A 25,687-nucleotide genomic window follows, 5' to 3' on the forward strand; every position below is an offset into this window, starting at 1 on the left:
AAGTGTTAGTTTATTTTTGCACTATGCTGATGCTTATTAAAATCATACGTCTAAATGGGGAAGGGATACTAATGGTAATAAAAACGATCAAAAGCTGGGTTGTATGCTTAGCGGTGTTATTAGTAATAACAGGTTGCGGTACTGAAGATAAAAATACAACTGATGCAGTCGAGAAAGTAAGCAAAACGTATCAATGGAAACTGGTAACTTCTTGGCCGAAAAACTTCCCGGGACTAGGGTTAGGTCCAGAAACCTTTGCAGAATACGTTAACGCAATGAGTGATGGACGTTTAACTGTAAAAGTTTACGGTGCAGGAGAACTCGTGCCTGGATTTGAAGTGTTCGATGCAGTTTCTCAAGGTACGGCAGAGATGGGGCACAGTGGTGCTTACTATTGGAAAGGAAAAATGTCAGCCGCGCCGATATTCAGTGCTATACCTTTTGGCATGACGGCTACAGAGTTTAACGCATGGCTGCACTTTGGTGGCGGTTTAGAAATGTGGCAAGCCTTGTACAAACCTTTTGGTGTAATCCCCATGGCAGGTGGAAATTCAGGTGCACAGTTCGCCGGATGGTTTAAGAAAGAAATCAACAGTGTTGAAGATCTTAAAGGCTTAAAAATGCGCATACCTGGATTAGGTGGCGAAGTGTTGAAACGCGCAGGTGCCATTCCGGTAAACTTAACAGGGGGAGAAATCTTTTCTTCTTTACAAAGCGGCGCAATTGACGCGTCAGAGTGGGTTGGACCATATAATGATTTAGCCTTCGGTTTTTATCAAGCGGCTGATTACTATTACTCTTCAGTTTGGCACGAAACCGGTACAAACTTAGAATTCCTTGTTAATGAAAAAGCACTTAAGTCACTACCAGCAGATCTTCAGAAAATCGTTGAAGTCGCTGCGCGCGCGGTAAATCAAAATATGCTGGATGAATACAACGCTAGAAATAATAATGCGTTACAAACGTTAATCAATAAACATGATGTGCAAGTTAAACAATTTCCTGCTGAAGTCATGCAAGCACTCAAAGGCTATACACAAGACGTTATTGACGAACAAGTAGCAGCAGACAAAACCTTTGCGAAGGTTTGGGCTTCATATAGCGAGTTTTTAAACAATGCGCGTCAATATAATAATTTGACGTTAAAAGCGTACTATGAAAATCGTTAAGTTGCGCTAGTAAGTTTAATATTTATCTCATTGCACTTGTGATTAACAAGTGCTTTTTTAACTGCTCGTACCTCTTGTTTAAATAACATAGGTACACTATGCGGCAATTTAGTAAGAACAACATACGAAAGGCGTTTATATGGTCATTAAACCTAAAATCCGTGGCTTCATTTGTACAAATGCACACCCTGCGGGTTGTGAAGCACATGTGAAAGAACAAATAGCATATGTAAAAAGCCAACCTCAACCACAACAAAAGCCCAAAAATGTTTTAGTTATTGGAGCGTCCACTGGTTATGGTTTAGCTTCCCGTATTACAGCAGCTTTTGGCTGTGGTGCAAAAACGCTTGGTGTTTTCTTTGAGAAAGAACCAACAGAGAAAAAAACTGCGTCAGCGGGGTGGTACAATACTTCAGCTTTTCAAAAGGCTGCAGATGAAGCGGGACTTTGGTCAAAGAATATCAATGGCGACGCATTTTCACATGAGTTAAAAGCGAAGGCCGTAGATGTGATCAAGGAAGAGCTAGGTCAAATTGATCTTGTTATCTATAGTTTAGCGTCACCGCGCCGCACTGATCCGGATACAGGTGAAGTATACTCATCAACGTTAAAGCCTATAGGACAAAGTGTTACCACTAAAAACCTAAATACTTCAAAACGCATTATAGACTCTGTTAGTGTTGAGGCTGCCAATGAAGATGAAATTCAAGGCACCATAGACGTTATGGGCGGAGCAGATTGGGAATTGTGGATTAACGCATTAAACGAAGCGGGCGTATTAGCAAAAGGTTTTAAAACAACCGCTTATACTTATATTGGCAAGAAACTTACGTGGCCAATTTATGGGCACGCCACGATTGGTCGAGCAAAAGAAGATTTAGATCGTGCAGCAAGTGCAATTAATAGCACCACGGAAGAATTATCTGGTCAAGCATATGTAACGTCATTGAATGCGGTTGTTACACAGGCAAGTTCTGCGATTCCAATTATGCCGCTTTATATCTCTGCGATGTTTAAAGTGATGAAAAGTGATGGCACGTATCAAGGTTGTATTGAACAAATTCAATCATTATTTAATGAAAACTTATACAGTAGTACACCTCGACTTGATGAAGCAGGGCGCTTAAGTCAAAACTACAAAGAGTTAGAAGATAGCGTACAAGAGCGTGTACAAAATATTTGGGATAGTGTTGAATCTGATACCATTGATGAGCTTACTGATTATGAAGGTTATCATAACGAATTCTTAAAGTTATTTGGTTTTAATGTTGATAATGTTGATTACGAAGCTGACGTCAGCCCAATTACAAAAATAAATAACTTGTTATAAAAGTTATAAGCTAATAACTGACAATTTTAAAAAAGGCCAGTGTTTTTAAAACATTGGCCTTTTTTATTTTATAAAGAATATCAAAATCGAGTGATTAGTCTAAAAAAACAGCAAACTCGTAAAAATAATACAGAAAAGTGTCATAGTCTAATGGCGCATTTCTCTAAATTTATGCTAAAATTCGTGCCAGAATATTTTTAACTTAAGAGCCGGTAGATACTTTTTGTTAGCGTAACGTTAATAAGAGGGTTTTCTACTGAAATACACTGAAATCAAATGTTTTCTCACTTAATTGCTTTTAGGGAGATTCTTTAAAAGTACTTAGGTGAGGAAGCAGCTGATTTTTACTCCCGTCAAAGTAGTGCAAGTGTTTATGATTACAATAAAAAAAGGTCTGGATGTTCCTGTAAAGGGTGCTCCCCAGCAAGTAATCCATGATGGTCCGTCCATCAAGAGCGTTGCTACACTCGGTGAAGAGTATGTGGGTATGCGACCAACCATGTTTGTTAAAGTGGGTGATCGTGTTAAAAAAGGTCAAGCACTTTTTGAAGACAAAAAGAATGCTGGCGTTAAATTCACAGCTCAAGCTGCAGGTGTAGTAACTGAAATCAATCGTGGTGAAAAGCGCGTGTTACAGTCTGTTGTTATCGAAATCGATGGCGATGAACAAGAAACATTCGCAAAGTATTCAGAAGCTGATTTAGCAACGATTAGTCGAGAAGACGTTGTAAATAACTTGGTTAATTCAGGTTTATGGACAGCACTTCGTACACGTCCATATAGCAAAATTCCAGCTGTTGATGCGACACCTAGCGCAATCTTTATTAGTGCGATGGATACAAATCCGTTAGCTGCTGATCCTGAAGTGGTTATTATGGAGCAAAGCGAAGCCTTTAAAAACGGTTTAACGATATTAAGTCGTTTAACTGAAGGTAAAGTATTTGTTTCTAAAGCACCTGGTGCAAATATTCCAACAACAGGAAAAGAAGACGTAAATGAATTTGCAGGCAAGCATCCTGCAGGTTTAGTTGGTACGCACATTCACTTCTTAAATCCTGTCGGTGCTGAAAAATCTGTTTGGCACTTAGGTTATCAAGATGTGATTGCCTTCGGTAAGCTTTTTGTAACTGGTGAAATTGATGCAACTCGCGTTATTTCTCTAGCCGGTCCAGAAGCTAAGAACCCTAGGTTAATACGAACCTTGGTTGGTGCTAATACTGAGCAACTTACTGCTGGTGAAGCCAACAATGTAGAAACGCGAATTATTTCGGGTTCAGTACTTCAAGGTTCAGAAGCGGCGGGTGTACATGCTTATATAGGGCGTTATCACACGCAAGTTGCTATCTTGAAAGAAGGTAGAGAAAAAGAGTTTATAGGCTATATGTACCCTGGCCCGAACAAGTTCTCTGTAACTCGTGCTTATATGTCTCACTTGTTCCCAAGCAAAATCTTTAACATGACGACGACAACTAATGGTAGTCCGCGCGCTATGGTACCTATTGGTAACTATGAGCGTGTTATGCCATTAGATATTTTGCCAACGATGTTATTGCGTGATCTATGCGCGGGTGATACAGACGGTGCTCAACAACTTGGTGCATTAGAGCTAGACGAAGAAGATTTAGCGTTATGTACGTTTGTTTGCCCAGGCAAAACAGACTACGGCGTATTACTTCGTGACTGTCTAACCACAATAGAGAAGGAAGGTTAGTCATGGGCTTGAAAAAGTTTATTGAAGATATTGAGCCGCATTTTGAAAAAGGCGGCAAACATGAGAAATGGTTTGCTTTATACGAAGCTATCGCGACTGGTTTATTTACACCAGGTTATGTGACTAAAGGTAAAACACATATACGTGATAGCATCGACTTGAAGCGTATCATGATCACTGTGTGGTTAGCTGTATTTCCAGCGATGTTCTTTGGTATGTATAACATTGGCTTTCAAGCTACTGAAGCTTTAGCTGCAGGTTATGCATTACCTGAAAGCTGGCAAGTAGGTTTATTCCAATTTTTTGGTGGTGAGTTAACACCAGATGCTGGTTGGTTTGCCATGATGCTTTATGGTGCCTGTTTCTTTCTACCTATTTATGCAACGACGTTTATTGTTGGTGGATTTTGGGAAGTTCTTTTTGCTGCAGTACGTAAGCATGAAGTAAATGAAGGTTTTTTCGTTACTTCAATATTGTTTGCGTTAATTCTGCCAGCATCTATTCCGTTATGGCAAGTGGCTATCGGTATTACTTTCGGTGTTGTTATTGCGAAAGAAATCTTCGGTGGTACAGGTAAAAATTTCTTAAACCCAGCATTAGCGGGCCGTGCATTTTTATTCTTTGCTTACCCATCAGAAATTTCTGGTGACTCAGTTTGGGTTGCTGTTGACGGTTTCTCTGGTGCTACTCACTTAGCAGCAGGTGCTGCGGCTGTTCCTGGTACTATTGATTACAGCATGAATGAGCAGTGGTGGAACGCTTTCTGGGGGCTAATTCCTGGTTCAGTTGGTGAAGTATCTACAGCGGCTATCTTGTTAGGTGGTGCTTACATTCTTTATAAAGGTATTGCTTCTTGGCGCATCGTATTAGGTGTGTTCTTGGGGATGGTGCTAACGTCATTCTTATTTAATAACATTGGCAGTGAAACTAATGCTCTATTTGCTATGCCTTGGTATTGGCATTTAGTGATAGGTGGTTTTGCCTTTGGTATGATGTTTATGGCGACAGATCCTGTGTCAGCTTCATTTACTAATAAAGGTAAATATATTTTTGGTGCACTAGTAGGTGTAATGGTGGTGTTAATTCGTGTAGTTAACCCTGCATTCCCAGAAGGTATGATGTTAGCTATTTTATTTGCTAACTTGTTTGCGCCATTGTTCGACTACTTTGTCGTTCAATCAAATGTGAAACGGAGGCTTGCTCGTGTCAGCTAAAAAAGAAACATTTGGTAAAACAGTTGGGTTTGTTGTTGCAGTGTGTTTAGTTTGTGCAGCATTAGTATCTATATCAGCTGTTCAATTAAAGCCTCTTCAAGTAGAAAATAAGCTATTTGATCAGCAAACAAAAATTTTGCAAGCTGCAGATATTCTGTCAATGACCGACGGTACTAAAGCTTCAATTCAATCAACGTTTGAGCAATTTGTTGATGCGAAAATGATTGATTTAGACTCAGGCGAGTTTATTGAAGGTGACCCTAAGTTATTTGATGAGCGTCGTAACGCTCGTGATGCATCAAAGTCTGAAAAGCTTGAAGATGATATCGCGGGTATTAATCGCCGTTCTCACACTGCCGTTGTTTACTTAGTACGTAATGGTGCAGGTGAAGTTGAGACAGTTGTATTACCTATCGTAGGCTCAGGCTTATGGGACTTAATGTATGGTTATGTTGGCTTAGAGTCAGACTTAAATACCGTTAAAAACGTTATTTATTCTGATCATAAGGAAACTCCAGGTTTAGGTGCTGAAGTAATGAACCCTAAATGGATTGCTAAGTGGCCAGGTAAGAAAATTTATAATGCCGAAGGTAACGTTGACATTGAACTTGTCAAAGGTGGTGCAAAACCAGGTAACGTTCACGGTGTTGATGCGCTGTCTGGTGCTACATTAACGAGTAATGGTGTTACTCGTACGTTGCAATTTTGGTTTGGTGACAAAGGTTACAAGCCTTTCATTGCGAAACTTCGTGCTCAGGAGGTTAAATAATGTCTGCTGAAAACAAAAGTGTTTTAACAAAACCAATCGTTGATAATAATCCGATTGCATTACAAGTATTAGGTATTTGTTCGGCGTTAGCTGTAACAAGTTCAATGACTAATGCTTTGGTAATGACAATTGCGGTTGTATTAGTGACAGGTTTTTCAAACTTATTTATTTCGATTATTCGTAATCAAATTCCATCTAGTGTTCGTATCATTGTGCAAATGGCGATCATAGCGTCGTTAGTAATTGTAGTTGACCAAGTATTGAAAGCGTTTTCTTATCAATTGTCGAAAGAGCTTTCGGTTTATATTGGTTTGATCATTACTAACTGTATTGTAATGGGGCGCGCAGAAGCTTTCGCGATGAAAGAAAAGCCAGGCGTGAGCTTTATGGATGGTATTGGTAACGGTTTAGGTTACGGTGCAATTCTTATTGCTGTTGCGTTCTTCCGAGAGCTACTAGGTTTCGGTACGTTATTTGGTATTGAAATATTAACGTTGATTCAAAATGACGGTTGGTATCAAGCGAACGGCTTACTGGTATTGCCATTTAGCTCATTCTTTATTATTGGTTTAATCATTTGGGCTATTCGCCAATGGAAACCAGAACAAGTTGAGAAGGACTAGTTACGATGGAACATTATATTAGCTTATTTGTTAAATCGATTTTTATCGAAAACATCGCGTTAACGTTCTTCTTAGGGATGTGTACATTCTTAGCGGTTTCTAAAAAAGTGAGTACTGCTATAGGTCTTGGTGTTGCGGTAATCGTGGTGCTTGGTATTGCTGTACCGGCAAACCAGGTAATCTATCAAGCTATTTTAGCGCCAGGTGCGTTAGATAGTATGTTAGGTATTACTGACCCAGCTAAGTCAGTTGACTTGAGTTTCCTATCTTTCATTACCTTTATTGGTGTGATTGCAGCGTTAGTACAGATCCTTGAAATGGTATTAGATAAATATTTCCCGCCGTTATATAACGCGCTTGGAATATTCTTACCGTTAATCACAGTAAACTGTGCGATTTTCGGTGCGGTATCATTTATGGTTGCTCGTAACTACACATTAACTGAATCAGTTGTTTACGGTATTGGTTCAGGTGTAGGTTGGGCATTGGCCATTATCCTACTGGCAGGTCTTCGCGAAAAAATGAAGTATTCTGATGTACCAGCTGGTCTTAAAGGATTGGGTATTACGTTTATTACTGCAGGATTGATGGCATTTGGCTTTCTTTCTTTCGGTGGTATTTCGTTGTAATAAGATTAACGTAGAAAGCGAGTTTTGCTCGCTTTCTCAAGATAAGTGCTAAGGAAAAGTCGATGGAAATTATTCTCGGCGTATCGATGTTTACAGCAATTGTTGTTGCACTTGTTTTGGTAATTTTATTTGCCAAATCTAAGTTAGTATCAACAGGAAATGTAACCATTTCAATAAATGGCGACCCTGATAAAGCGGTTACGGCTCCAGCCGGCGGTAAATTATTAGGTGTGTTAGCCGATCAAGGTATATTTATCCCGTCTGCCTGTGGTGGCGGTGGTACTTGTGGTCAGTGTCGTGTAGACGTTCATGCTGGTGGTGGAGATATTCTTCCTACTGAGCAAGGCCACATTACAAAACGTGAAGCTAAAGAAGGTTGTCGTTTAGCGTGTCAGGTTGCTGTTAAGCAAGACATGGACATAGAGCTAGAAGACGAAATTTTTGGTGTTCAGCAGTGGGAATGTGAAGTTATCTCAAATGATAACAAAGCTACTTTCATCAAGGAGCTTAAACTTAAGATCCCTGATGGTGAGTCTGTACCATTCAGAGCTGGTGGTTATATTCAAATAGAAGCCCCTGCGCATCATGTTAAATATAAAGACTTCGATATTGAAGAGCAATATCGAGGTGATTGGGAGCACTTTGGGTTTTTTGATGTTGAATCAAAAGTTGACGAGCCTACATTACGTGCATACTCAATGGCTAACTATCCTGAAGAGGAAGGCATTATCATGCTTAACGTGCGTATCGCTACGCCACCTCCAGGGAAATTACATTTGCCAGCGGGTAAAATGTCTTCATTTATCTTTAATTTGAAGCCTGGCGATAAAGTGACAATTTCGGGTCCATTTGGTGAGTTCTTCGCCAAAGACACTGATGCTGAAATGGTCTTTATTGGTGGTGGTGCTGGTATGGCTCCAATGCGTTCTCATATTTTTGATCAGCTTAAACGTCTTAAATCGAAACGTAAAATGTCTTTCTGGTATGGTGCTCGTTCACTTCGTGAGATGTTCTACGAAGATGATTACAACATGCTTGCTGCTGAAAATGACAACTTTGAGTGGCATGTCGCCCTATCTGATCCTCAACCAGAAGATGACTGGGACGGTTTAACAGGTTTCATTCATAACGTATTGTATGAACAATACTTGAAGGATCACGAAGCGCCAGAAGATTGTGAATACTACATGTGTGGGCCACCTATGATGAACGCAGCAGTTATTCATATGTTGAAAGATCTTGGTGTAGAAGATGAAAACATCATGCTAGATGATTTCGGTGGTTAATCTTCGATTTTAATAGTGCAATATCAGTTGTTTTATTCTGGTATTGCCTACATATGAGCAAAGTTCATATTGTAGTATTAAAGTAAGATTACCTGACAATACGTTGATAAAAAGGTGGCTCATGCTGCCTTTTTTGTTTTAGATTGATTACAAGTCAATTATTTAGGTTACGTAAATGAATAAATCAATGAACGTCTTTGTGATAATTGCTTTGGTTATGCTTTCAGGGTGTTTTCCAAGTAATGATCTTGAGAAAAAGCAAGTACACTTAACAGGTATTACCATGGGGACGGTTGCCTATAATATTAAGTACATAGAGCAACCCATAGATGGGGGGACTCCCATTCCAAGTGATGTTGTGGTGCATCAAAATGTTGAAAGGATCTTAAAGCAACTTAATCAAGACATGTCTAATTGGATCCCTGATTCAGAGCTTTCTAAATTCAATTCACATGACTCTTTATCGCCAGTAAAAATTTCTGAGGGATTGCGTCGTGTCATCGCTGAATCAATCAGACTTGGTCATTTAAGTGAAGGAAAACTCGATGTAACGATTGGTCCATTGATTAACTTGTGGGGATTTGGACCAGAAGCACGACCTGAAAAGGCACCCACACAGGAAGAAATCGCGCAAGCTCAAGCCCGTACGGGTATTGATAACTTGATGCTTGAAGGCAATATGTTAACTAAGCGTATTCCTAATCTGTATGTTGATTTGTCAACTATCGCTAAAGGATATGCGGTAGATCTTGTTGCTGAATACCTTGATTCTATAAGCGCACATAACTATCTGGTGGAAATTGGTGGTGAATTAAGAGCTAAGGGATTTAAACACACCGGTGAGTTATGGTCAGTAGCCATTGAAAAGCCGGTATCCACTGAGCGAGCTGTACATCAGATTATTATTCCTAAAGACAATGCCATTGCAACATCGGGCGACTACCGTAAGTATTTTGAAGAAAACGGCCAGCGGTATTCACATATTATTGATCCTGATACCGGAAAACCAATTAATCATAAGTTAGTCTCTGTTACTGTTATACATCCTTCTTCAATGACTGCCGATGGATTATCTACAGCAATGATGTTGATGGGACCTGAAAAAGCGTATGCTTTTGCTGAAGAACATAAGATAGCAGCATACTTGATCAGTAAATCTGAAAATGGCTTTATTGAGCAGTTTACGGTAGAATTTATGCCGTATTTGAAATAATAGTAGTTGACCGATAAGGGCTAAAGTAATGGCGATATTTTTAGTAACATTTGGCTTTTTCTTGCTGATTGTTGTCGCAATGGCTGTTGGATATATTTTTCAGCAGAAGTCACTCGCAGGAAGCTGCGGCGGGTTAAGTACGATAGGTATTGATAAGGCCTGTAACTGTGATAATCCGTGCGAAAAACGTCAAGAGCGTGAACGTAAGGAAGCCTTACAAGAATCGCAGAAAATAGATATTAAGAACTTATAAAAAAGAGCCAAATGGCTCTTTTTTGTTGTCTTCAGTATATATAAATGGAATAAAGAGTATAAACTTATCTCTATGAAGCGATTTGTCCAGTACCTTTTTTTACTCAAAGTTAAGTATTTAGCAAAAATTCTGTTTCGGTTTAATATCCGCCAAAACGTTAATGCTCAGCCTCATGATTGGCGACAGGTAAATCTTATAATATTTTTAAACCATACTAGTTTATTTGAGCCGCTATTATTGGGTGTTGCGCCTAATATATTACTCAAGCAAATTGCAGCTCGACTAATGATACCAGCCGCAGATACCACTCTAGCTCGCCCCTTTACGGGAAAGTTATTAAAAGCGGTTATTCCAGGGTGCATCCCTATTACACGTAAGAAAGACGCTTCTTGGCAAGTTTTTCTTGATCAGGTTGCATCAAATAAACTGGTAGCAATTTTGCCTGAAGGTAGGATGAAGCGACGTAATGGCTTAGATAAGCATGGTGAGCCAATGTCAATTAAACCAGGTGTTGTAGACATACTTGAGCGATTATCATCAGGAAAAATTTTATTTGTATATAGCGGTGGTTTACATCATATACAAGCTCCAGGCGATAAATTACCTAAGCTATTTAAAGAAATTGATGTCGGTTTAGAACTTGTTGATATAAAGGCTTACAAAGCTGGCTTGCTGACGTGCGACTCTACTTCTTTTAAAGATAGTGTTGTAAACGACTTACAACGACGCCTATCTACTTGCGAGTAACCTATAACAATTCACTTGCTCATTAGGACTAATTTATGCATACTGTAAAAAAACACAGTATACTTGAGCTATGCGTAAGATTATCCATATCGACATGGATGCCTTTTATGTCTCTGTTGAAATGCGAGACAACCCTGAGTTAGCGGGAAAGCCTGTTGCCGTAGGTGGTCCTGGTAGCTCAAGAGGTGTACTTTCTACGTGTAATTACATTGCACGAGAGTTCGGTGTTCGCTCTGCAATGGCATCTAGTATGGCCTTAAGGAAGTGTCCTAATTTACTTATCGTGCCAAGTCGAATGGACGTATATAGGTCTGTGAGTGAACACTTACATGGTATTTTTCGTCGATATACCGATATTATAGAACCGTTATCATTAGATGAAGCCTATTTAGATGTTAGCAACTGCACCGCTTGTTCGGGATCTGCAACATTGATTGCACGAGATATTAGAAAAGCGATTCAAAAAGAGCTTAACTTAACGGCTTCTGCCGGTATCGCCCCTTTGAAATTTCTCGCAAAAATTGCGTCAGATCTTGACAAACCCAACGGACAATATGTCATATTGCCAGAAAACGTTATTCCCTTCATTGAACAAATGCCACTCAATAAAATACCGGGTGTTGGCAAGGTAACCTATCAAAAATTACAACAATGTGGTCTGCACATAGGCAGAGATATTAGGGCAAGTTCACAATCAGCATTAGTGAAAACATTTGGTAAACTGGGAGCGTCGCTTTGGCAGAAATGCCAAGGAATTGATAATCGAGCTGTCGAAGTAACCCGAGTTAGGAAAAGTGTAGGCGTTGAACATACCTTTGCGCGAGATATAACCGAAGTCGAGGAGCTTAAAGCGTATATGGTATCGCAGTTGTTACCTAAGTTAATTAAGCGTTCAAGTCGATATATTGAGGAACGCGGTATTAGTAAGATCGGTGTTAAAATTAAATTTAGTGATTTTCAGCAAACGACAAAAGAAATGCAATTAGAAGGCATAGAGCCACGTGCTTTTAATTTATTACTTGAAGAGGCAATACAGCGAGGACATGGCAAGTCGGTTAGGCTTCTAGGTGTTCACGTTGGTTTAAATTCTAAGAAAAGTGATGAAGTACATCAACAATTTGAATTTGAATTGAGTTGAACGTGTCACTTTGAGTGTTTTTAGTCTACTACACCAAGTCGTTTAATGATGACATATTAAAATCGTGGATAACAAGTGCAGGTTATGTGAGTTAATAATAAGCATACCCGAGCGCAGGTAATATACACTCGGGTATTAGTAGTTCACGTTTAGCTATTACGTAATGATCTAAATGTTAAACCTATTAATGCTAAAGAAAGTAGCAAAATTGAGCTTGGTTCAGGTACTTCAGTTGCCGCAGGATCTCTCGCCCATATGTTGATATGTACTGGTTCCTTATCACCAATATCTGCACCAAAGAAATGTACAGGAAAGTCTCCCATACCAAATGTGCCACCTAGAACATAAGGAGTATTGAAATTAACATAGTTTGGATCATTTTTGTCAGTATTAACAAGTTCAAAGATTTCTTTAAAGTCAAAATCATATACAGCAAATTTTGACGCTGTATTTACTGAAAAGGCTAAATGATCAAACGTTGCTTCTCCTAATAAACTTTGTGCTTGGTCAATAACATCGAGCTTAGTGGCTAATTCCCACGTACCTACTGTATTGTTAGGACATGTTTGTAAAAACCAATTATCGCAATCATAATTAAACGTTAAGGTTAATAGATCACCGATATCTAATGTAATGGCTTCTTGTTTACCTGCTTCAGCATAATAGGTTTCATTATTGTCGTCAGTATCCCAGACGGTTTTACCTAGATGAATCCAACCTGGATCGGTAGCATTACCATCATTGTCTAGGTCTTGTAGGTCTTCTTGTTCGATAAACTCCATTCCGGAGAAAAAGCCATTTTGACCATTTAATAAACCATCACCTAGTTCACCTATATTGTTGTATGTATAAGGGTCAAATAAACCATCTGCTACCCAATCAACTGTATCAAATACACCACGACAATCAGAGGCATTAAAGTTATAGCCGTTTAATAAATTGTCGTTACTATCTAATGTTTCGATTCTATCGAGCGCAAAACTTTCAGTGCTACAGTCCTTCATATGCCCGGCATTGGCATTGAGCGTAAATGCCAATAGTGCTAATGAGCATACTTTAATCAGTTGTTTCATAAAACATTCCTTTTGTATGATTGTACTATTACCCCCTCTTACGCATGAACCGTGCCATAACTTAGTCTCTTGTTTTATATATATATTTAATTTTGTCTATTGATTGTGTTGTAAAATATTTTGACACTTATTTTTCACTTATGGTGGAAAAATAACAATAAAAAAGGAGCTCATTGAGCTCCTTTAACTATGCCGGTTAACTTATCTCTTAGATCTTGCCTACCAAGTCTAAGCTAGGTGTTAATGTTGCTTCACCTTGTTCCCAAGCTGCAGGACATACTTCACCGTCGTTTTCTCTTACGTATTGTGCTGCTTTAACATTACGCACCATGTCTTTCGCGCTTCGGCCGATACCACCAGCGTGAATGTGTGCAACTTGGATGATACCGTCAGGGTCTGCTAAGAAAGTACCACGGTGTGCCATGTGATCTTCTTCAATCATTACATCAAAACCGCGAGTAATGTTGCCCGTTTGGTCGCCAATCATTGGAAATTTGATTTTACCAATCGCGTCTGAAGAATCATGCCATGCTTTGTGAGAGAAGTGTGTGTCTGTTGAAACAGCATATACTTCTACACCTAACTTTTGTAGTTCTTCGTATTGGTTCGCCATATCTTCAAGCTCTGTTGGGCAAACAAAGGTAAAGTCAGCAGGGTAGAATAAAAATATAGACCATTTTCCCTTTACGCTTTCAGATGATACTTCAACGAATTCTCCATTATGAAATGCTTGTGCTGTAAATTCTGGGATTGATTTTCCTATTTGAGCCATGTTGTTTTCCTCGTTATGTCATGAAACTAATGAATTATTTTTGCGTTAAAAGCATGTTTGCTTTTGATGTTGTTATAATAAAAGTAACTAACGTTTATGTATAATTGATTAAAACTATAACTATGTTTAGTTTTTTAGAATAATAAAAAGGGCGCTCATTTTTAAGTCATAAAAAAACCAGTGCTGAGTTACCATATGCACTGGCTTAATCGTTATTTGTTATCGATTATTTTAGGTCAAACCTGTCATGTTGCATGACTTTTACCCAAGCATTGATGAAGTCATTAACAAACTTCTTCTTACCATCTGTTGAGGCATAAACTTCTGCTACAGCACGTAATTCTGAGCTTGAACCGAAGATTAAATCAACAGGTGTTGCTTGCCAAACCACATTGCCAGATTTACGCTCGATACCATTGTAAATACCTGGTTTGTCAGCTTTCTCCCACTCATAGGACATGTCTAATAAGTTAACGAAAAAGTCATTGGTTAGTTGACCCGGTGTTTTAGTAAATACACCGTATTTAGTACCTTGATAGTTGGCATCAAGAACTCGTAAACCACCAACTAATACGGTCATTTCAGGAACGTTAAGTCCAAGCAAATTCGCTTTATCTACTAGCATTTCTGTAGGCGACATATAAGCACTATCTGAATAGTAATTACGGAAGCCGTCAGCATCAGGTTCTAGGTAGTTAAACGAATCAACATCTGTTTGTGCTTGTGTTGCATCAACACGACCTGGAGTAAATGGCACTGTGACTTTAACGCCTGCATCAGCAGCTGCTTTCTCAATAGCTGCTGCGCCACCTAGTACAATAATGTCTGCTAGAGAAACCTTTCTGCTTGAACGCTTGTTAAATGCAGCTTGCACGTCTTTAAGTTTAGTAATTACTTTTTTAAGCTCAACTGGATTATTCGCTGTCCAGTTAATTTGCGGTTCTAAGGCGATACGTGCACCATTTGCGCCACCACGCATATCGGTAACACGGTGACTAGAAGCCGCAGACCAAGCCGTTCTAATAAGTTCTTGCGTTGATAAACCATTGTCTAAGATCTTACCTTTTAACTTATCAACACTTTTACTCGAAATGGTTTTTCCTTTGTGCTTAGGTAACGGGTCTTGCCATAGCAAAACCTCTTCTGGCACTTCATCGCCCAAATAACGAGCACGAGGCCCCATGTCACGGTGAGTTAATTTGAACCAAGCTTTGGCAAATGCTAATTCATATTCTTTAGGATCTTTTCTGAAACGTTCGACAATTTCTCTAAACTCGGGATCTTTCTTTAAAGCGATATCAGTGGTGAACATCATTGGTAAATTCATTTTACCTGGAATGTGTGCATCAGGAGAGATCTTTAGATCATCATTGTCAGGCTTCCACTGTTTACCACCAGAAGGGCTCTTGGTAAGTACCCAGTTGAAGTTCATTAAGTTATCTAAGTAATTGGTTGACCATTGTGTGGGGGTTGCAGTCCAAGCACCTTCTAAGCCACTGGTTGTCGTGTCAGCGCTATGGCCTTTCCCACATTTGTTTTGCCAACCAAAACCTTGTTTTTCAATGTCAGCCGCAGCTGGCTCTTTACCAATACAATCACCGACTTTACGAGCACCATGAGCCTTACCAAACGTATGACCACCAGCAATTAGCGCAACAATTTCTTCATCATTCATTGCCATGCGACCAAATGACATACGAATGTCTTGCGCAGCTAGTAGCGGATCAGGCTTACCATGAGGGCCTTCAGGGTTAACATAGATAAGTCCCATTTCTACAGCAGCTAAAGGACCTTTGAGCTTGCCTTTCATATCACGACGTTCGTCTTTTAACCATGCCGTTTCAGGTCCCCAGTAAACAAGATCTGGTTCCCAATCGTCGGTACGACCGCCAGCAAAACCAAAGGTTTTAAAACCCATTGATTCTAAAGCAACATTACCCGCTAAAACCATTAAATCAGCCCAAGAAATGCTACGACCGTATTTTTGTTTGACAGGCCATAGTAAACGACGAGCTTTGTCTAGGTTGGCGTTATCTGGCCAGCTATTTAATGGATCAAAACGTTGTTGGCCGCCCGCTGCACCACCGCGACCATCATTTACACGATAAACCCCCGCGCTGTGCCAAGCCATACGGATCATTAGCGGACCATAGTGACCCCAATCAGCAGGCCACCATGCTTTAGAGTCTTTTAATGTTGATTCGATGTCTTTTTTAAGGGTTTTCAAGTCAAGCGCAGAAAACGCTTTAGCGTAATCGAAATCACTGCCGTACGGGTTTGATTCAGCGCCATGTTGTCTAAGCGGGCTTAAATTTAGTTGATCAGGCCACCAGAATTGGTTTGTTTTTGCTTCCCCAGATGCATATGCAGTTGGGGAAAGCGTTAGGGTAGATAGCGCAACTGAAATTGCTGCAGCTAATGGTAATGCTTTCTTGAACATTCGATTGTCCTCGTTTTTTTGTGTTGTAGAAAACTTCCTTTAAAGGGTAGTTAGCAATGTAAAAGTTGGATAATTTATTGATTAGAAGACAATATTCAGTTTTATTGAAGCTTGTATTTATCCTTTTATAACAGAAGGTTATATTTAGAATAAGCTTGATAAAATGTTTGTTAAGTATTTGTTCAATAAGTTTTTACTGACAAGCTAATGAATTATTGAATATAATTTTGTTTATGTTCAATTTAATCAATTGATAAAAATGATTTCAATAAAACAGTTGTATTATGCGTTAGCGGTCGAAAAAACCTTACATTTTAAGAAAGCGGCAGAAGCATGCAATGTGTCACAATCAGCGCTGAGTACCGCAATAAGTGAGCTTGAGAAACAACTTGGTGTTGTTATTTTTGAGCGAAATAATAAGCAGGTATTAATTACTGATGATGGCCAGCTAATTCTCAATAAAGCGAAACGGGTTAAGCTTGAGCTTGATGAGTTGATGCAAGTTTCCCAAGTCAACAAACAGCCTTTTAATACCGGGATGTCGATCGGTGTGATTCCAACTATTGGTCCTTATTTGTTACCTAAGGTGCTGCCTGAATTACGTCGACAACACCCTAATTTTAAGCTCAAAATAATGGAAGAACAATCGCACGTACTTGTTGATTTAGTGCGTACTGGCGAATTAGACGCCGCTATTTTGGCACTACCATTTCCAATTGATGGATTAATGAAGTTTGATTTTTGGCAAGAAGACTTTTATTGGGTAAGCCATAAGGATGAATGTCCGAGTCAAATGCAAGAGATTACCAGTGAAGAATTAGCGCTTGATAAGTTGATGCTTTTAAAAGAAGGGCATTGCCTTAAAGATCATGCATTAGCTGCGTGTAAGTTTCGAGAGCAAAAACAAAACACTGAATTTGATTCAGCGAGTCTACATACGTTAGTACAGATGGTTGCGGGTAAACTTGGTACGACTCTGGTACCTCAAATGGCGCTTGATCAATTAATACATGATGAATCTGAGCTGCGTGCGATTCATTTAAATGAGCCAGGGCCACATCGAACGATATCTTTGATAACAAGACCAAATTATGTACGTACAAATGAGATTATATTGCTAAAAACTTTATTCCACGAGCAATTACTTACCAAATGCCAATAGTTAAGTTCATTTTTTTAGATTGTTATCGTGAATTTAATCAAATTTACCAAACATGATGGTTTAGCCATAATAACAGCCAGATAAGTGAAGAGGAGATAACAATGAGAAAATTACTTAATCAAATTATGGCAAATTTCGATAATAGCAAAAAAGATACAATAGAATTCAGCTGTAACTATTCAAACAACTATTATGGTGATCAAATTTGCTTAGTCAAACATAGTAACTAAAAGCTATTCGAATTCATTACATTTAAAAAGGGCTAATTTATAGCCCTTTTTACTACACGCTAACTCATTAAAATAGAGCATTAACTTAATGAGCGTTAATAATCTCTAACTGATTTTCACTTGCGATATACATAATCATACGTATATCGTCAGCTGAAAGTACAGAACGGGTTGGTTGGTTTCCTTCAGTAACAACAGTCTTGCTTATTTGTTGCTGCTGGTAAGCATTAATTAAAAAGCCTTCGTTAGGATCAAAGCGAATATAGTAAGGCTGGTTACTTTGTGATTTAACTAACTCAAGCGTCGTATTGTCTTCTGCCTGTGGCAATAACCCCTGGTCAGTAAAGTTTGTACCATCAAAACTAATCCATTCGCTTGTTGGGCTTATCGCATAGATCCCTAGTTCATTATCATCAACAATAAAGCTGCTCACTGATTGATCTTCTGTTAATAAAGACGGGCGATATTGTTGTGATAGAGAGGCTGTTATTGATTGCTCAGCAAAGTCGTTTGCCGTAAGCATATAACGTTTAAATGTTGAGTCAACTATATCAAGTGCATACAAAGACTGTGTATTTTTTGCTTGCTGAACTTGGCTGGTGAAAAACGCATTTTCTGCATCCCAAAATACTCTTTTTAAGTCTGTTGTCGCAAATTCCATTGCTTGTGTCACAACATAATGGCGACCTGAAACGTGAACGAACTGCAAAGGGGAGAATTCAATATCACTGTCAGTTAACGTTTTGATGGTATTGGATAATAAATCTATTTTATATCTATGTGTCGTTGTTGATTCAGTACCATCTTCCGCTGTTATTGTTTCTTCTGCGCTTGCAAGTAACGTATTGCCATCAGGTGAAATTACAAGTTGGCTTAACATTGAACTCTCCGGTGAAACAGGCATCGTAGCGATTAAGTCACCCGTGTGAGCATGATAGGTAAGTAACTCATTGTCTTGAGCGAGGTATATATAGGGTAAATATGTTGAAGCAACAATGGCGTTATTATTGGGCGAGATATCATCAATGACAAAGGGATCGCTGTTAGCTGAATCGAGGTAGAAAGAAACATTAATCACTTCTGAAGTGATAGAATTATCAATTTGATTAGCGTCATTTAAGGCATCAACAACGATTGTTGCTTGATGCAAGCCATCGTTTAAGCTCACTGAACCGTCAATTGTAACGGCAAGGCCATTATCAGCTATTGGCGTTAATGTCAGCCAAGATGCGCTCGAAGTTGCCTGCCAATTGCTACCAGAAGGACGATTGGTAGCAATAGTTACTTGTTGTTGCAGTGTAGCTACATTCGCACGCTGAGTGAACGAAAGTCCTTGTCTGCTTGCATATAAATAATGTCTGTCTAATCCTAATGAGACTGGAATTGTCTTTGAATCACCCGTCGTCGTTTCGATGATGGTTAACGTTGTTTGATATAAACCCGATTCATTGAAGTCAGTTAATGCTGCTGTCAACTTAATTTCAGATGTACCCGTTCCAGTGTTTGTATCTACTGATAACCAATCAGCTTCTGCAGACACAGACCAGGTATTATTGCTTTCGCTGGTGATGGTAAGTGATTGAGATGGAATTTCTTCATCGCCCAATGTTGCTTGAAAATCAATTTGGTTTTTATTTGGGCTAAGGTGCCAAATTAATAAAGAAACATCGATGTCATGATGAACGAGATCTTTTTCATTTACATCGCCTGTAGTAAGCCGTAATGTGGTGTTGTAAAGGTCAGGCATGATGTTATCAGCATTGACTAATTTAACCGTGACTACTGCTGAATTTTCGGTGATTTCTTCTGTTGAAAAGTTTAGCCATCCTACTGGTTGAGCATCAGGTGCATACCCAAGCAATAAGCCATTACCAGTATAGTTGACCTTAACTTGCACTGTATCATCTGCAGTTTTTAGCACTTCATGACCAAAATTTATCGATGTAGTGTCAGCAGAAATACTAAAGTTCACTGATGATTTGTCTGCATTTGAACTTTCACCACAGGCTTGAACAATAATAGCTAAAGCGAGCGCAAATGTGGTGCGTATTAGGTGAGTAGAATAATCCTTCATATAGTTCCCTATATTGGTTGGCAGCTTTTTGTTGATCATATCAATTGTTAACAGTATTTTGCGTGATTCTTTAGTCTTTGTAAAAACTTATCACAATTTAAGTGCGAATGAGGATTTTTTATCAAGTTAAAGGTAGAATAGTTAGATGTTTTACACTAAATTGCCTGTGCCGACACTTTATCGACATTACGTAACGTGAATAAAGATATATTACATACTGGTATTGATTTGCTTTCTCGACGTGAGCATTCAGTCAAAGAGCTTAAACAAAAGTTTTTACAACGGGGATACGCGTCCGAAGATTTTTCTGATGTTATCGAGTTTTTGGTTGCTAATCAGTACTTAAGTGAACAGCGATTTACGGAGTCTGTTTTTCGTAATCGGATAAATAAAGGGTACGGTGCAAAATATATTGAACAAGAGTTAATGCAAAAAGGCATTGATAGCACGATGATAAATAATGTAGCAGAAGAAATGTCAGTAGACTGGCAAGAGGTTGCTACTCGAGTTTATGATAAAAAGTTTGGCACAACGCCAATTACAGATGATAAAAATAAAGCGAAAAGAATTAGATTCTTGCAGTATAGAGGCTTTGCCTCACAGGAAATATTTTCGCTGATAAATGAAAGTTAATTCACCAATTTAAATAAAATGTTAGGTATGGCTATGATGAAAACCAGTGCCGGAATAAGAAAGGCATTCTTAGATTTCTTTGCTGCTAAGCAACACCAAATTGTCTCTAGTAGTTCATTGGTACCAGGCAATGATGCTACTTTATTGTTCACAAACGCCGGAATGGTGCAATTTAAAGATGTATTTTTAGGCGCGGATAAAAGAAGTTATAGTCGTGCAACAACATCGCAACGATGTGTTCGCGCGGGTGGAAAACATAACGATTTGGAAAATGTTGGTTACACTGCTCGTCATCACACCTTTTTCGAAATGCTAGGTAACTTTAGTTTTGGTGACTACTTTAAAGAAGAAGCCATTACGTTTGCATGGCAATTTCTAACGGAAGAGCTTGGTTTACCAGCAGAAAAGTTATTAGTTACTATTTATGAGACTGATGATGAAGCATACAGCTTTTGGCATGAAAAAATTGGTGTGCCTCAAGAAAAAATTATTCGTATTGGTGACAAAACAGCGGGTAAAAAATACGAATCAGATAACTTTTGGTCGATGGGCGATACAGGACCATGTGGCCCATGCAGTGAAATCTTTTACGATCACGGTGAAGAGGTATGGGGGGGGCCTCCGGGGTCTCCAGAGGAAGACGGCGATCGATTTATTGAGATTTGGAACTTAGTTTTCATGCAGTATAATCGTCATGAAGACGGTACGATGGAGCCATTGCCTAAACCTTCAGTTGATACTGGTATGGGCCTTGAACGTATATCTGCGATTTTACAAGGTGTTCATAGCAACTATGAAATCGATATTTTTCAGGGATTAATTAAAGACACTGCAGCATTGTTAAATTGCAATGATTTAGAAAACAAATCATTACGCGTAATTGCCGATCATATTCGTTCATGTAGTTTTTTAATTACTGATGGTGTAATGCCATCTAATGAAGGACGAGGATATGTTTTACGCCGTATCATTAGGCGTGCGATCCGACATGGACATAAACTAAATGCACAAGGCCATTTTTTCCATAAATTAGTCGCGTCTTTAATAGTGCAAATGGGGGAAGCCTACCCAGAACTTGTAGAGCAACAAGCAGTACTTGAAAAAATATTACGAATCGAAGAAGAACAGTTTGGTCGTACGCTTGATCGTGGCATGCAATTACTGGAAGACATTTTAAGTAATCTGTCAGGAGACACTGTTAGTGGTGAAGACGTTTTCAAACTGTATGATACATATGGTTTCCCAGCAGACTTAACGGCTGACATTGCACGAGAACGCCAACTCAAAATAGATCAAAACGGATTTGATGTTGCTATGGGACTGCAGCGTGAACGAGCACAACAAGCAAGTCAGTTTGGTACGGACTACAACGAGCAATTAAAATCAGATAAACACACCTCATTTAAAGGCTATACCAACGACGCATTTTCAGCGACTGTGATAGAGTTATTTAATAACGAAGGTCCAACATCTGTTTTAAATGAAGGTGAACAAGGGGTTGTAATTCTCGATAACACACCATTTTATGCTGAGTCAGGTGGCCAAGTTGGCGATACAGGTTTAATTTTAACGGAGCAGGGCGCTTTTGAGGTTGTTGATACAGTTAAAGTAGGCAATGCTTTCGCACATCATGGTATCGCTAAAACGTCAATCAACTTAAATGCGCGTGTTAAAGCAGAAATTGATACTGAACGTCGCGCAGCGATTGTTAAAAATCACTCTGCTACACATATCTTACATGCTGTTTTAAGAAAAACGTTAGGCGAGCATGTTACGCAGAAAGGTTCATTAGTTGATGCAGAAAAGCTTCGCTTTGATTTTTCTCATTTTGAAGCGGTAACGCCAGCTGAGTTAAAACAAATAGAGCATTTAGTTAACCAAGAAATTCGTCAAAATCATCAGCGTGAAACGGCGTTAATGCAAATCGATGAAGCCAAAGAAAAAGGTGCTATGGCATTGTTTGGTGAAAAATATGATGACGAAGTACGTGTTGTGACCCTAGGAGATTGTTCTGTTGAACTGTGTGGTGGCGTCCACGTTGAACGTACAGGTGATATTGGCTTAGTTAAAATTGTATCAGAGTCTGGTATCGCAGCAGGTGTTAGAAGAATAGAAGCAGTTTCTGGTGAGGTAGCATTACAGTATGTTGATTCGCAATCGGAACAATTAGCAACTATCGCAAGTCTTGTTAAATCTGACGTAAGCAATGCAGTTGAGAAGGTTGAACAATCGCTTGCTAAAACAAAACAGCTTGAAAAAGAAGTAGCGCAGCTGAAACAACAATTGGCGGCACAGGCTGGTTCGGATTTACTCGGTCAAGCAAAAGACATTAATGGTGTTAATACCTTAATTGCTGAATTAGACGGTGTAGCCTCTAAAGATTTACGTGGTATGGTAGATGATCTTAAGGTTAAAATTGGCTCAGGCATTATTGTGCTTTCGACTATCAATGATGGCAAAGTTGGTCTGATTGTAGGTGTTACAAAAGATCTAACCGGCAAGGTTAAAGCTGGTGAAATTGTTAACATGGTAGCACAGCAAGTTGGTGGTAAAGGCGGCGGTCGTCCTGATATGGCACAAGCAGGCGGCAGTGAGCCTGAAAATGTGCCTCAAGCGATGTCAAGCGTAGCGCCTTGGCTAGCTGACCAGCTTTAATCGTTAAAGTGTGCATAAAAAGGAAGCTTTAGAGCTTCCTTTTTTTGTTGTGTAAACTTTACTTCATCGAAATGTTTAATTCTTAAAGATAATTGATTTGCTTCAAATGTTAAAACAACGTTAACGGGAAATGATAAGAGTATTAAAAGTTAGTGATTTGTTGAAAAAATATCGTAATTTAACTGTCACAAGGTCATAAGCTTGCTAAAATAAAAGTAACTGGTACGACGATTGACGCTACTTAACGTGTTGGGAAAATATAGCGATATATTTTATGTTAAGTATATAGTGATATGCGTTGTGCAGTTTAAGACTAAATTTTTTTAACTAGCTGAATTTAGTTTATCCCGTTTTAGATATTAAGGAATTAGGAATGTTAATATTAACCCGTAGAGTTGGAGAAACTTTGATGATTGGTGATGATGTCACCGTCACAGTTTTAGGTGTTAAAGGAAACCAAGTTCGCATCGGTGTAAATGCACCGAAAGAAGTTTCTGTTCATCGTGAAGAGATTTATATGCGAATTCAGTCTGAAAAGGGCGAAACTACACCAGGAAATAGTTTTTAATTTAAATGTTTCCTACATAAGCCGGCATTGCCGGCTTTTTTATTGCGCGTAATTTACAACACAAAACAAGTAAATATAGATAAAAAATGATGGTTATTTGTTCTTGTTGCATGATTTGTCGGCAAACAGTTATAAAAGCTAAAAAATCGTTTGACTTATTTTTTATATCCATTAATATTCGCACCCGTTGGTGAGATGGCCGAGAGGCTGAAGGCGCTCCCCTGCTAAGGGAGTATACAGTTTGTAGCTGTATCGAGGGTTCGAATCCCTCTCTCACCGCCATGCGGACGCGTAGCTCAGCTGGATAGAGTACCTGGCTACGAACCAGGCGGTCGCAGGTTCGACTCCTGCCGCGTCCGCCACTTTTTCTTTAAGTGGCTAAATAAAAAAGAGCAGCTAGTATTAAGGCTGTGAATTAATACTGCGTTAATTCGTTATCTCTACCTCGAGATATAAAATAAAGATTGTCCACGAACGTGTTGTTAGCTGGATAGGCAGTATGCTTAGGTTATGATGGCTACGAACATGGTTCGTTATCTCTACCTCGAGATATAAAATAAAGATTGACCGCGGACGCGTAGCTCAGCTGGATAGAGTACCTGGCTACGAACCAGGCGGTCGCAGGTTCGACTCCTGCCGCGTCCGCCACTTTATACGACCAGTCGTAAGGCTGGTTTTTTTATCGCTGAATTATAGCGATAATAGGTTATCCTTGTATCGGGATATAAAATAAAGGTTGACCGCGAACGTGTTGTTAGCTGGATAGGCAGTATGCTTAGGTTATGATGGCTACGAACATGGTTCGTTATCTCTACCTCGAGATATAAAATAAAGATTGACCGCGGACGCGTAGCTCAGCTGGATAGAGTACCTGGCTACGAACCAGGCGGTCGCAGGTTCGACTCCTGCCGCGTCCGCCACTTTATGATAAACCAACCTTCGGGTTGGTTTTTTCGTTTCTGTGTTACGAGTAATACAGGTAGTATCGCTAGATAGCGTTACTTAGGGAGAGAGTTGGCTACGAAGCACCGATACCTTTCAGTCGTAGGTTGACTCCTGTTGCAATCGCCACTTTATGGTAAACCAACCTTCGGGTTGGTTTTTTCGTTTCTGTGTTACGAGTAATACAGGTAGTATCGCTAGAAAGCGTTACTTAGGGAGAGAGTTGGCTACGAAGCACCGATCCCTTTCGGTCGCAGGTTGACTCCTGTTGCAATCGCCATTTTAGATAAGTAATTTTTTTAGCGGTGATAATCGAGTTTTATCGGTAAGAACCCTAAAATAAAGGCTTTATCCTTAATGCATTCTAAACGAAAGATAAAATACCATATCACTGATGGATAAATAACGAGTTAAAATTTGCTACAAAGTAATGCTCGGCTATTCTTAAATTATTTAGCTGTTTTAACGTGTTAATCACCCCTTTATTTTCGGTTTAAAACGATTGCTACTATTCATTTCGTATTCAATCTGTTGTTATTGCATTTTGTATACTATTTAGCAAAAGTAGAATGTTACCCTTAAAAAATAAGGATGCTAATTGTATACAATATTAATTCTTATAACGATATTGTGAATAATTATTGAAAATAATTGAATATACCTTGGTAAAAGTGGCTTTTTTGGGTTGACTTGAATTTTTTTTTCTGAGTGCCCCAAAATATATTTGCTTTTTATCGATTGGAGTGATTATTCTAATTCTAATCTTTTTTAGACTAGGATGAAGAATGGACAGCTTAGCACAAACATTTATAGAAGCAGGCACTTTGATGTTTGCCGGTATGGTTTTTGTTTTTGCATTTTTAGGGTTACTTGTGATCTTTATTAACCAAGTGTTAGTAAAACTTGCAAACAAGTACCCTGATCCAATTATTCAGAATAAACCTAAAGCAAAAAAAATCAATGTTGCCACTAAGGGTGCATCACCGCAAATCGTTGCTGCAATAAGCTCGGCGGTTACCCAATATAAGCAAAAACACGGCAATAAAGCATAGGAGC

At 39.1% G+C, this 25,687-nt stretch carries 21 protein-coding genes and 4 tRNA genes; 21 read left to right on the forward strand and 4 right to left on the reverse strand.

Going from position 1 to position 25,687, the window contains the following annotated elements; translation table 11 throughout:
* Positions 1 to 71: 71 nt before the first annotated feature.
* The 12 genes from QUE09_RS04555 (at position 72) to dinB (ending at position 12,082) form a co-directional block, all read left to right on the forward strand.
* Positions 72 to 1,169 carry a TRAP transporter substrate-binding protein gene (locus QUE09_RS04555; RefSeq protein WP_286235025.1) on the forward strand — a complete coding sequence of 366 codons (1,098 nt, stop codon included), beginning with the start codon at positions 72 to 74 and terminating at the stop codon, positions 1,167 to 1,169.
* A gap of 139 nt (positions 1,170 to 1,308) precedes the next feature.
* Positions 1,309 to 2,499: an enoyl-ACP reductase FabV gene (gene fabV / locus QUE09_RS04560; protein ID WP_286235026.1), complete on the forward strand. Its 1,191-nt coding sequence runs from the start codon at positions 1,309 to 1,311 to the stop codon at positions 2,497 to 2,499.
* 373 nt (positions 2,500 to 2,872) lie between these two features.
* Positions 2,873 to 4,210, forward strand: a complete 1,338-nt coding sequence (locus QUE09_RS04565; protein WP_286235027.1) for a Na(+)-translocating NADH-quinone reductase subunit A — start codon at positions 2,873 to 2,875, stop codon at positions 4,208 to 4,210.
* 2 nt (positions 4,211 to 4,212) lie between these two features.
* Positions 4,213 to 5,424 carry an NADH:ubiquinone reductase (Na(+)-transporting) subunit B gene (locus QUE09_RS04570; RefSeq protein ID WP_286235028.1) on the forward strand — a complete coding sequence of 404 codons (1,212 nt, stop codon included), beginning with the start codon at positions 4,213 to 4,215 and terminating at the stop codon, positions 5,422 to 5,424.
* Positions 5,414 to 6,193, forward strand: a complete 780-nt coding sequence (locus QUE09_RS04575; RefSeq protein ID WP_286235029.1) for a Na(+)-translocating NADH-quinone reductase subunit C — start codon at positions 5,414 to 5,416, stop codon at positions 6,191 to 6,193. Before QUE09_RS04570 ends, QUE09_RS04575 begins: the two co-directional genes overlap by 11 nt.
* Positions 6,193 to 6,816 (forward strand): NADH:ubiquinone reductase (Na(+)-transporting) subunit D, encoded by a 624-nt coding sequence (locus tag QUE09_RS04580; RefSeq protein WP_286235030.1) that lies wholly within the window; start codon positions 6,193 to 6,195, stop codon positions 6,814 to 6,816. Before QUE09_RS04575 ends, QUE09_RS04580 begins: the two co-directional genes overlap by 1 nt.
* Before the next feature lie 5 nt (positions 6,817 to 6,821).
* Positions 6,822 to 7,445, forward strand: coding sequence for an NADH:ubiquinone reductase (Na(+)-transporting) subunit E (gene nqrE / locus QUE09_RS04585; protein ID WP_286235031.1), 624 nt, complete (start codon positions 6,822 to 6,824; stop codon positions 7,443 to 7,445).
* A 62-nt stretch (positions 7,446 to 7,507) separates the two neighbouring features.
* Positions 7,508 to 8,731 (forward strand): NADH:ubiquinone reductase (Na(+)-transporting) subunit F, encoded by a 1,224-nt coding sequence (nqrF, locus tag QUE09_RS04590; RefSeq protein ID WP_286235032.1) that lies wholly within the window; start codon positions 7,508 to 7,510, stop codon positions 8,729 to 8,731.
* Positions 8,732 to 8,906: 175 nt separating this feature from the next.
* The gene (locus QUE09_RS04595; RefSeq protein WP_286235033.1) at positions 8,907 to 9,944 is read left to right on the forward strand and encodes an FAD:protein FMN transferase; all 1,038 of its coding nucleotides are present in this window, start codon (positions 8,907 to 8,909) and stop codon (positions 9,942 to 9,944) included.
* Between the two features lie 28 nt (positions 9,945 to 9,972).
* Positions 9,973 to 10,197 (forward strand): (Na+)-NQR maturation NqrM, encoded by a 225-nt coding sequence (nqrM, locus tag QUE09_RS04600; protein ID WP_286235034.1) that lies wholly within the window; start codon positions 9,973 to 9,975, stop codon positions 10,195 to 10,197.
* Positions 10,198 to 10,269: 72 nt separating this feature from the next.
* Positions 10,270 to 10,944: a 1-acyl-sn-glycerol-3-phosphate acyltransferase gene (locus tag QUE09_RS04605; RefSeq protein ID WP_286235035.1), complete on the forward strand. Its 675-nt coding sequence runs from the start codon at positions 10,270 to 10,272 to the stop codon at positions 10,942 to 10,944.
* A 70-nt stretch (positions 10,945 to 11,014) separates the two neighbouring features.
* Positions 11,015 to 12,082, forward strand: a complete 1,068-nt coding sequence (dinB, locus tag QUE09_RS04610; RefSeq protein ID WP_286235036.1) for a DNA polymerase IV — start codon at positions 11,015 to 11,017, stop codon at positions 12,080 to 12,082.
* 149 nt (positions 12,083 to 12,231) lie between these two features.
* Here the strand turns inward: dinB and QUE09_RS04615 are convergent, their stop codons facing one another.
* From QUE09_RS04615 to katG, 3 genes are all read right to left on the reverse strand, one after another.
* On the reverse strand, positions 12,232 to 13,155 hold the full coding sequence (locus QUE09_RS04615) for a PEP-CTERM sorting domain-containing protein (protein ID WP_286235037.1): 924 nt from the start codon (positions 13,153 to 13,155) through the stop codon (positions 12,232 to 12,234).
* 208 nt (positions 13,156 to 13,363) lie between these two features.
* Positions 13,364 to 13,927, reverse strand: a complete 564-nt coding sequence (gene ahpC / locus QUE09_RS04620; protein WP_286235038.1) for an alkyl hydroperoxide reductase subunit C — start codon at positions 13,925 to 13,927, stop codon at positions 13,364 to 13,366.
* A gap of 226 nt (positions 13,928 to 14,153) precedes the next feature.
* The gene (gene katG, locus QUE09_RS04625) at positions 14,154 to 16,367 is read right to left on the reverse strand and encodes a catalase/peroxidase HPI (protein ID WP_286235039.1); all 2,214 of its coding nucleotides are present in this window, start codon (positions 16,365 to 16,367) and stop codon (positions 14,154 to 14,156) included.
* Between the two features lie 259 nt (positions 16,368 to 16,626).
* Between katG and QUE09_RS04630 the strand changes: the two genes are divergently transcribed.
* A complete protein-coding gene (locus QUE09_RS04630; RefSeq protein WP_286235040.1) occupies positions 16,627 to 17,529 on the forward strand; it encodes a hydrogen peroxide-inducible genes activator in 903 nt (300 codons plus the stop codon).
* 315 nt (positions 17,530 to 17,844) lie between these two features.
* On the opposite strand, the gene QUE09_RS04635 is transcribed toward QUE09_RS04630, so the two are convergent.
* Positions 17,845 to 19,833, reverse strand: a complete 1,989-nt coding sequence (locus tag QUE09_RS04635) for a BACON domain-containing protein (protein ID WP_286235041.1) — start codon at positions 19,831 to 19,833, stop codon at positions 17,845 to 17,847.
* Between the two features lie 195 nt (positions 19,834 to 20,028).
* Here QUE09_RS04635 and QUE09_RS04640 point away from each other — a divergent pair, with 195 nt between their 5' ends.
* The 8 genes from QUE09_RS04640 to QUE09_RS04675 all read left to right on the forward strand — a co-directional run bounded on the left by QUE09_RS04640 (position 20,029) and on the right by QUE09_RS04675 (position 25,683).
* Positions 20,029 to 20,466: a regulatory protein RecX gene (locus QUE09_RS04640; protein ID WP_286235042.1), complete on the forward strand. Its 438-nt coding sequence runs from the start codon at positions 20,029 to 20,031 to the stop codon at positions 20,464 to 20,466.
* Positions 20,467 to 20,499: 33 nt separating this feature from the next.
* Positions 20,500 to 23,121: an alanine--tRNA ligase gene (gene alaS, locus QUE09_RS04645; RefSeq protein ID WP_286235043.1), complete on the forward strand. Its 2,622-nt coding sequence runs from the start codon at positions 20,500 to 20,502 to the stop codon at positions 23,119 to 23,121.
* 373 nt (positions 23,122 to 23,494) lie between these two features.
* Positions 23,495 to 23,689, forward strand: coding sequence for a carbon storage regulator CsrA (csrA, locus tag QUE09_RS04650; RefSeq protein WP_074497221.1), 195 nt, complete (start codon positions 23,495 to 23,497; stop codon positions 23,687 to 23,689).
* Between the two features lie 189 nt (positions 23,690 to 23,878).
* Positions 23,879 to 23,971: transfer RNA gene (locus QUE09_RS04655), tRNA-Ser, on the forward strand.
* 3 nt (positions 23,972 to 23,974) lie between these two features.
* Positions 23,975 to 24,051 (forward strand) — tRNA-Arg (locus QUE09_RS04660).
* A gap of 209 nt (positions 24,052 to 24,260) precedes the next feature.
* Positions 24,261 to 24,337: transfer RNA gene (locus tag QUE09_RS04665), tRNA-Arg, on the forward strand.
* Positions 24,338 to 24,532: 195 nt separating this feature from the next.
* Positions 24,533 to 24,609: transfer RNA gene (locus tag QUE09_RS04670), tRNA-Arg, on the forward strand.
* An 807-nt stretch (positions 24,610 to 25,416) separates the two neighbouring features.
* The gene (locus tag QUE09_RS04675) at positions 25,417 to 25,683 is read left to right on the forward strand and encodes an OadG family protein (protein WP_286235044.1); all 267 of its coding nucleotides are present in this window, start codon (positions 25,417 to 25,419) and stop codon (positions 25,681 to 25,683) included.
* Positions 25,684 to 25,687 lie beyond the last annotated feature (4 nt).

The organism is Thalassotalea sediminis (assembly GCF_030295915.1).
Classification (GTDB): domain Bacteria; phylum Pseudomonadota; class Gammaproteobacteria; order Enterobacterales; family Alteromonadaceae; genus Thalassotalea_C; species Thalassotalea_C sediminis.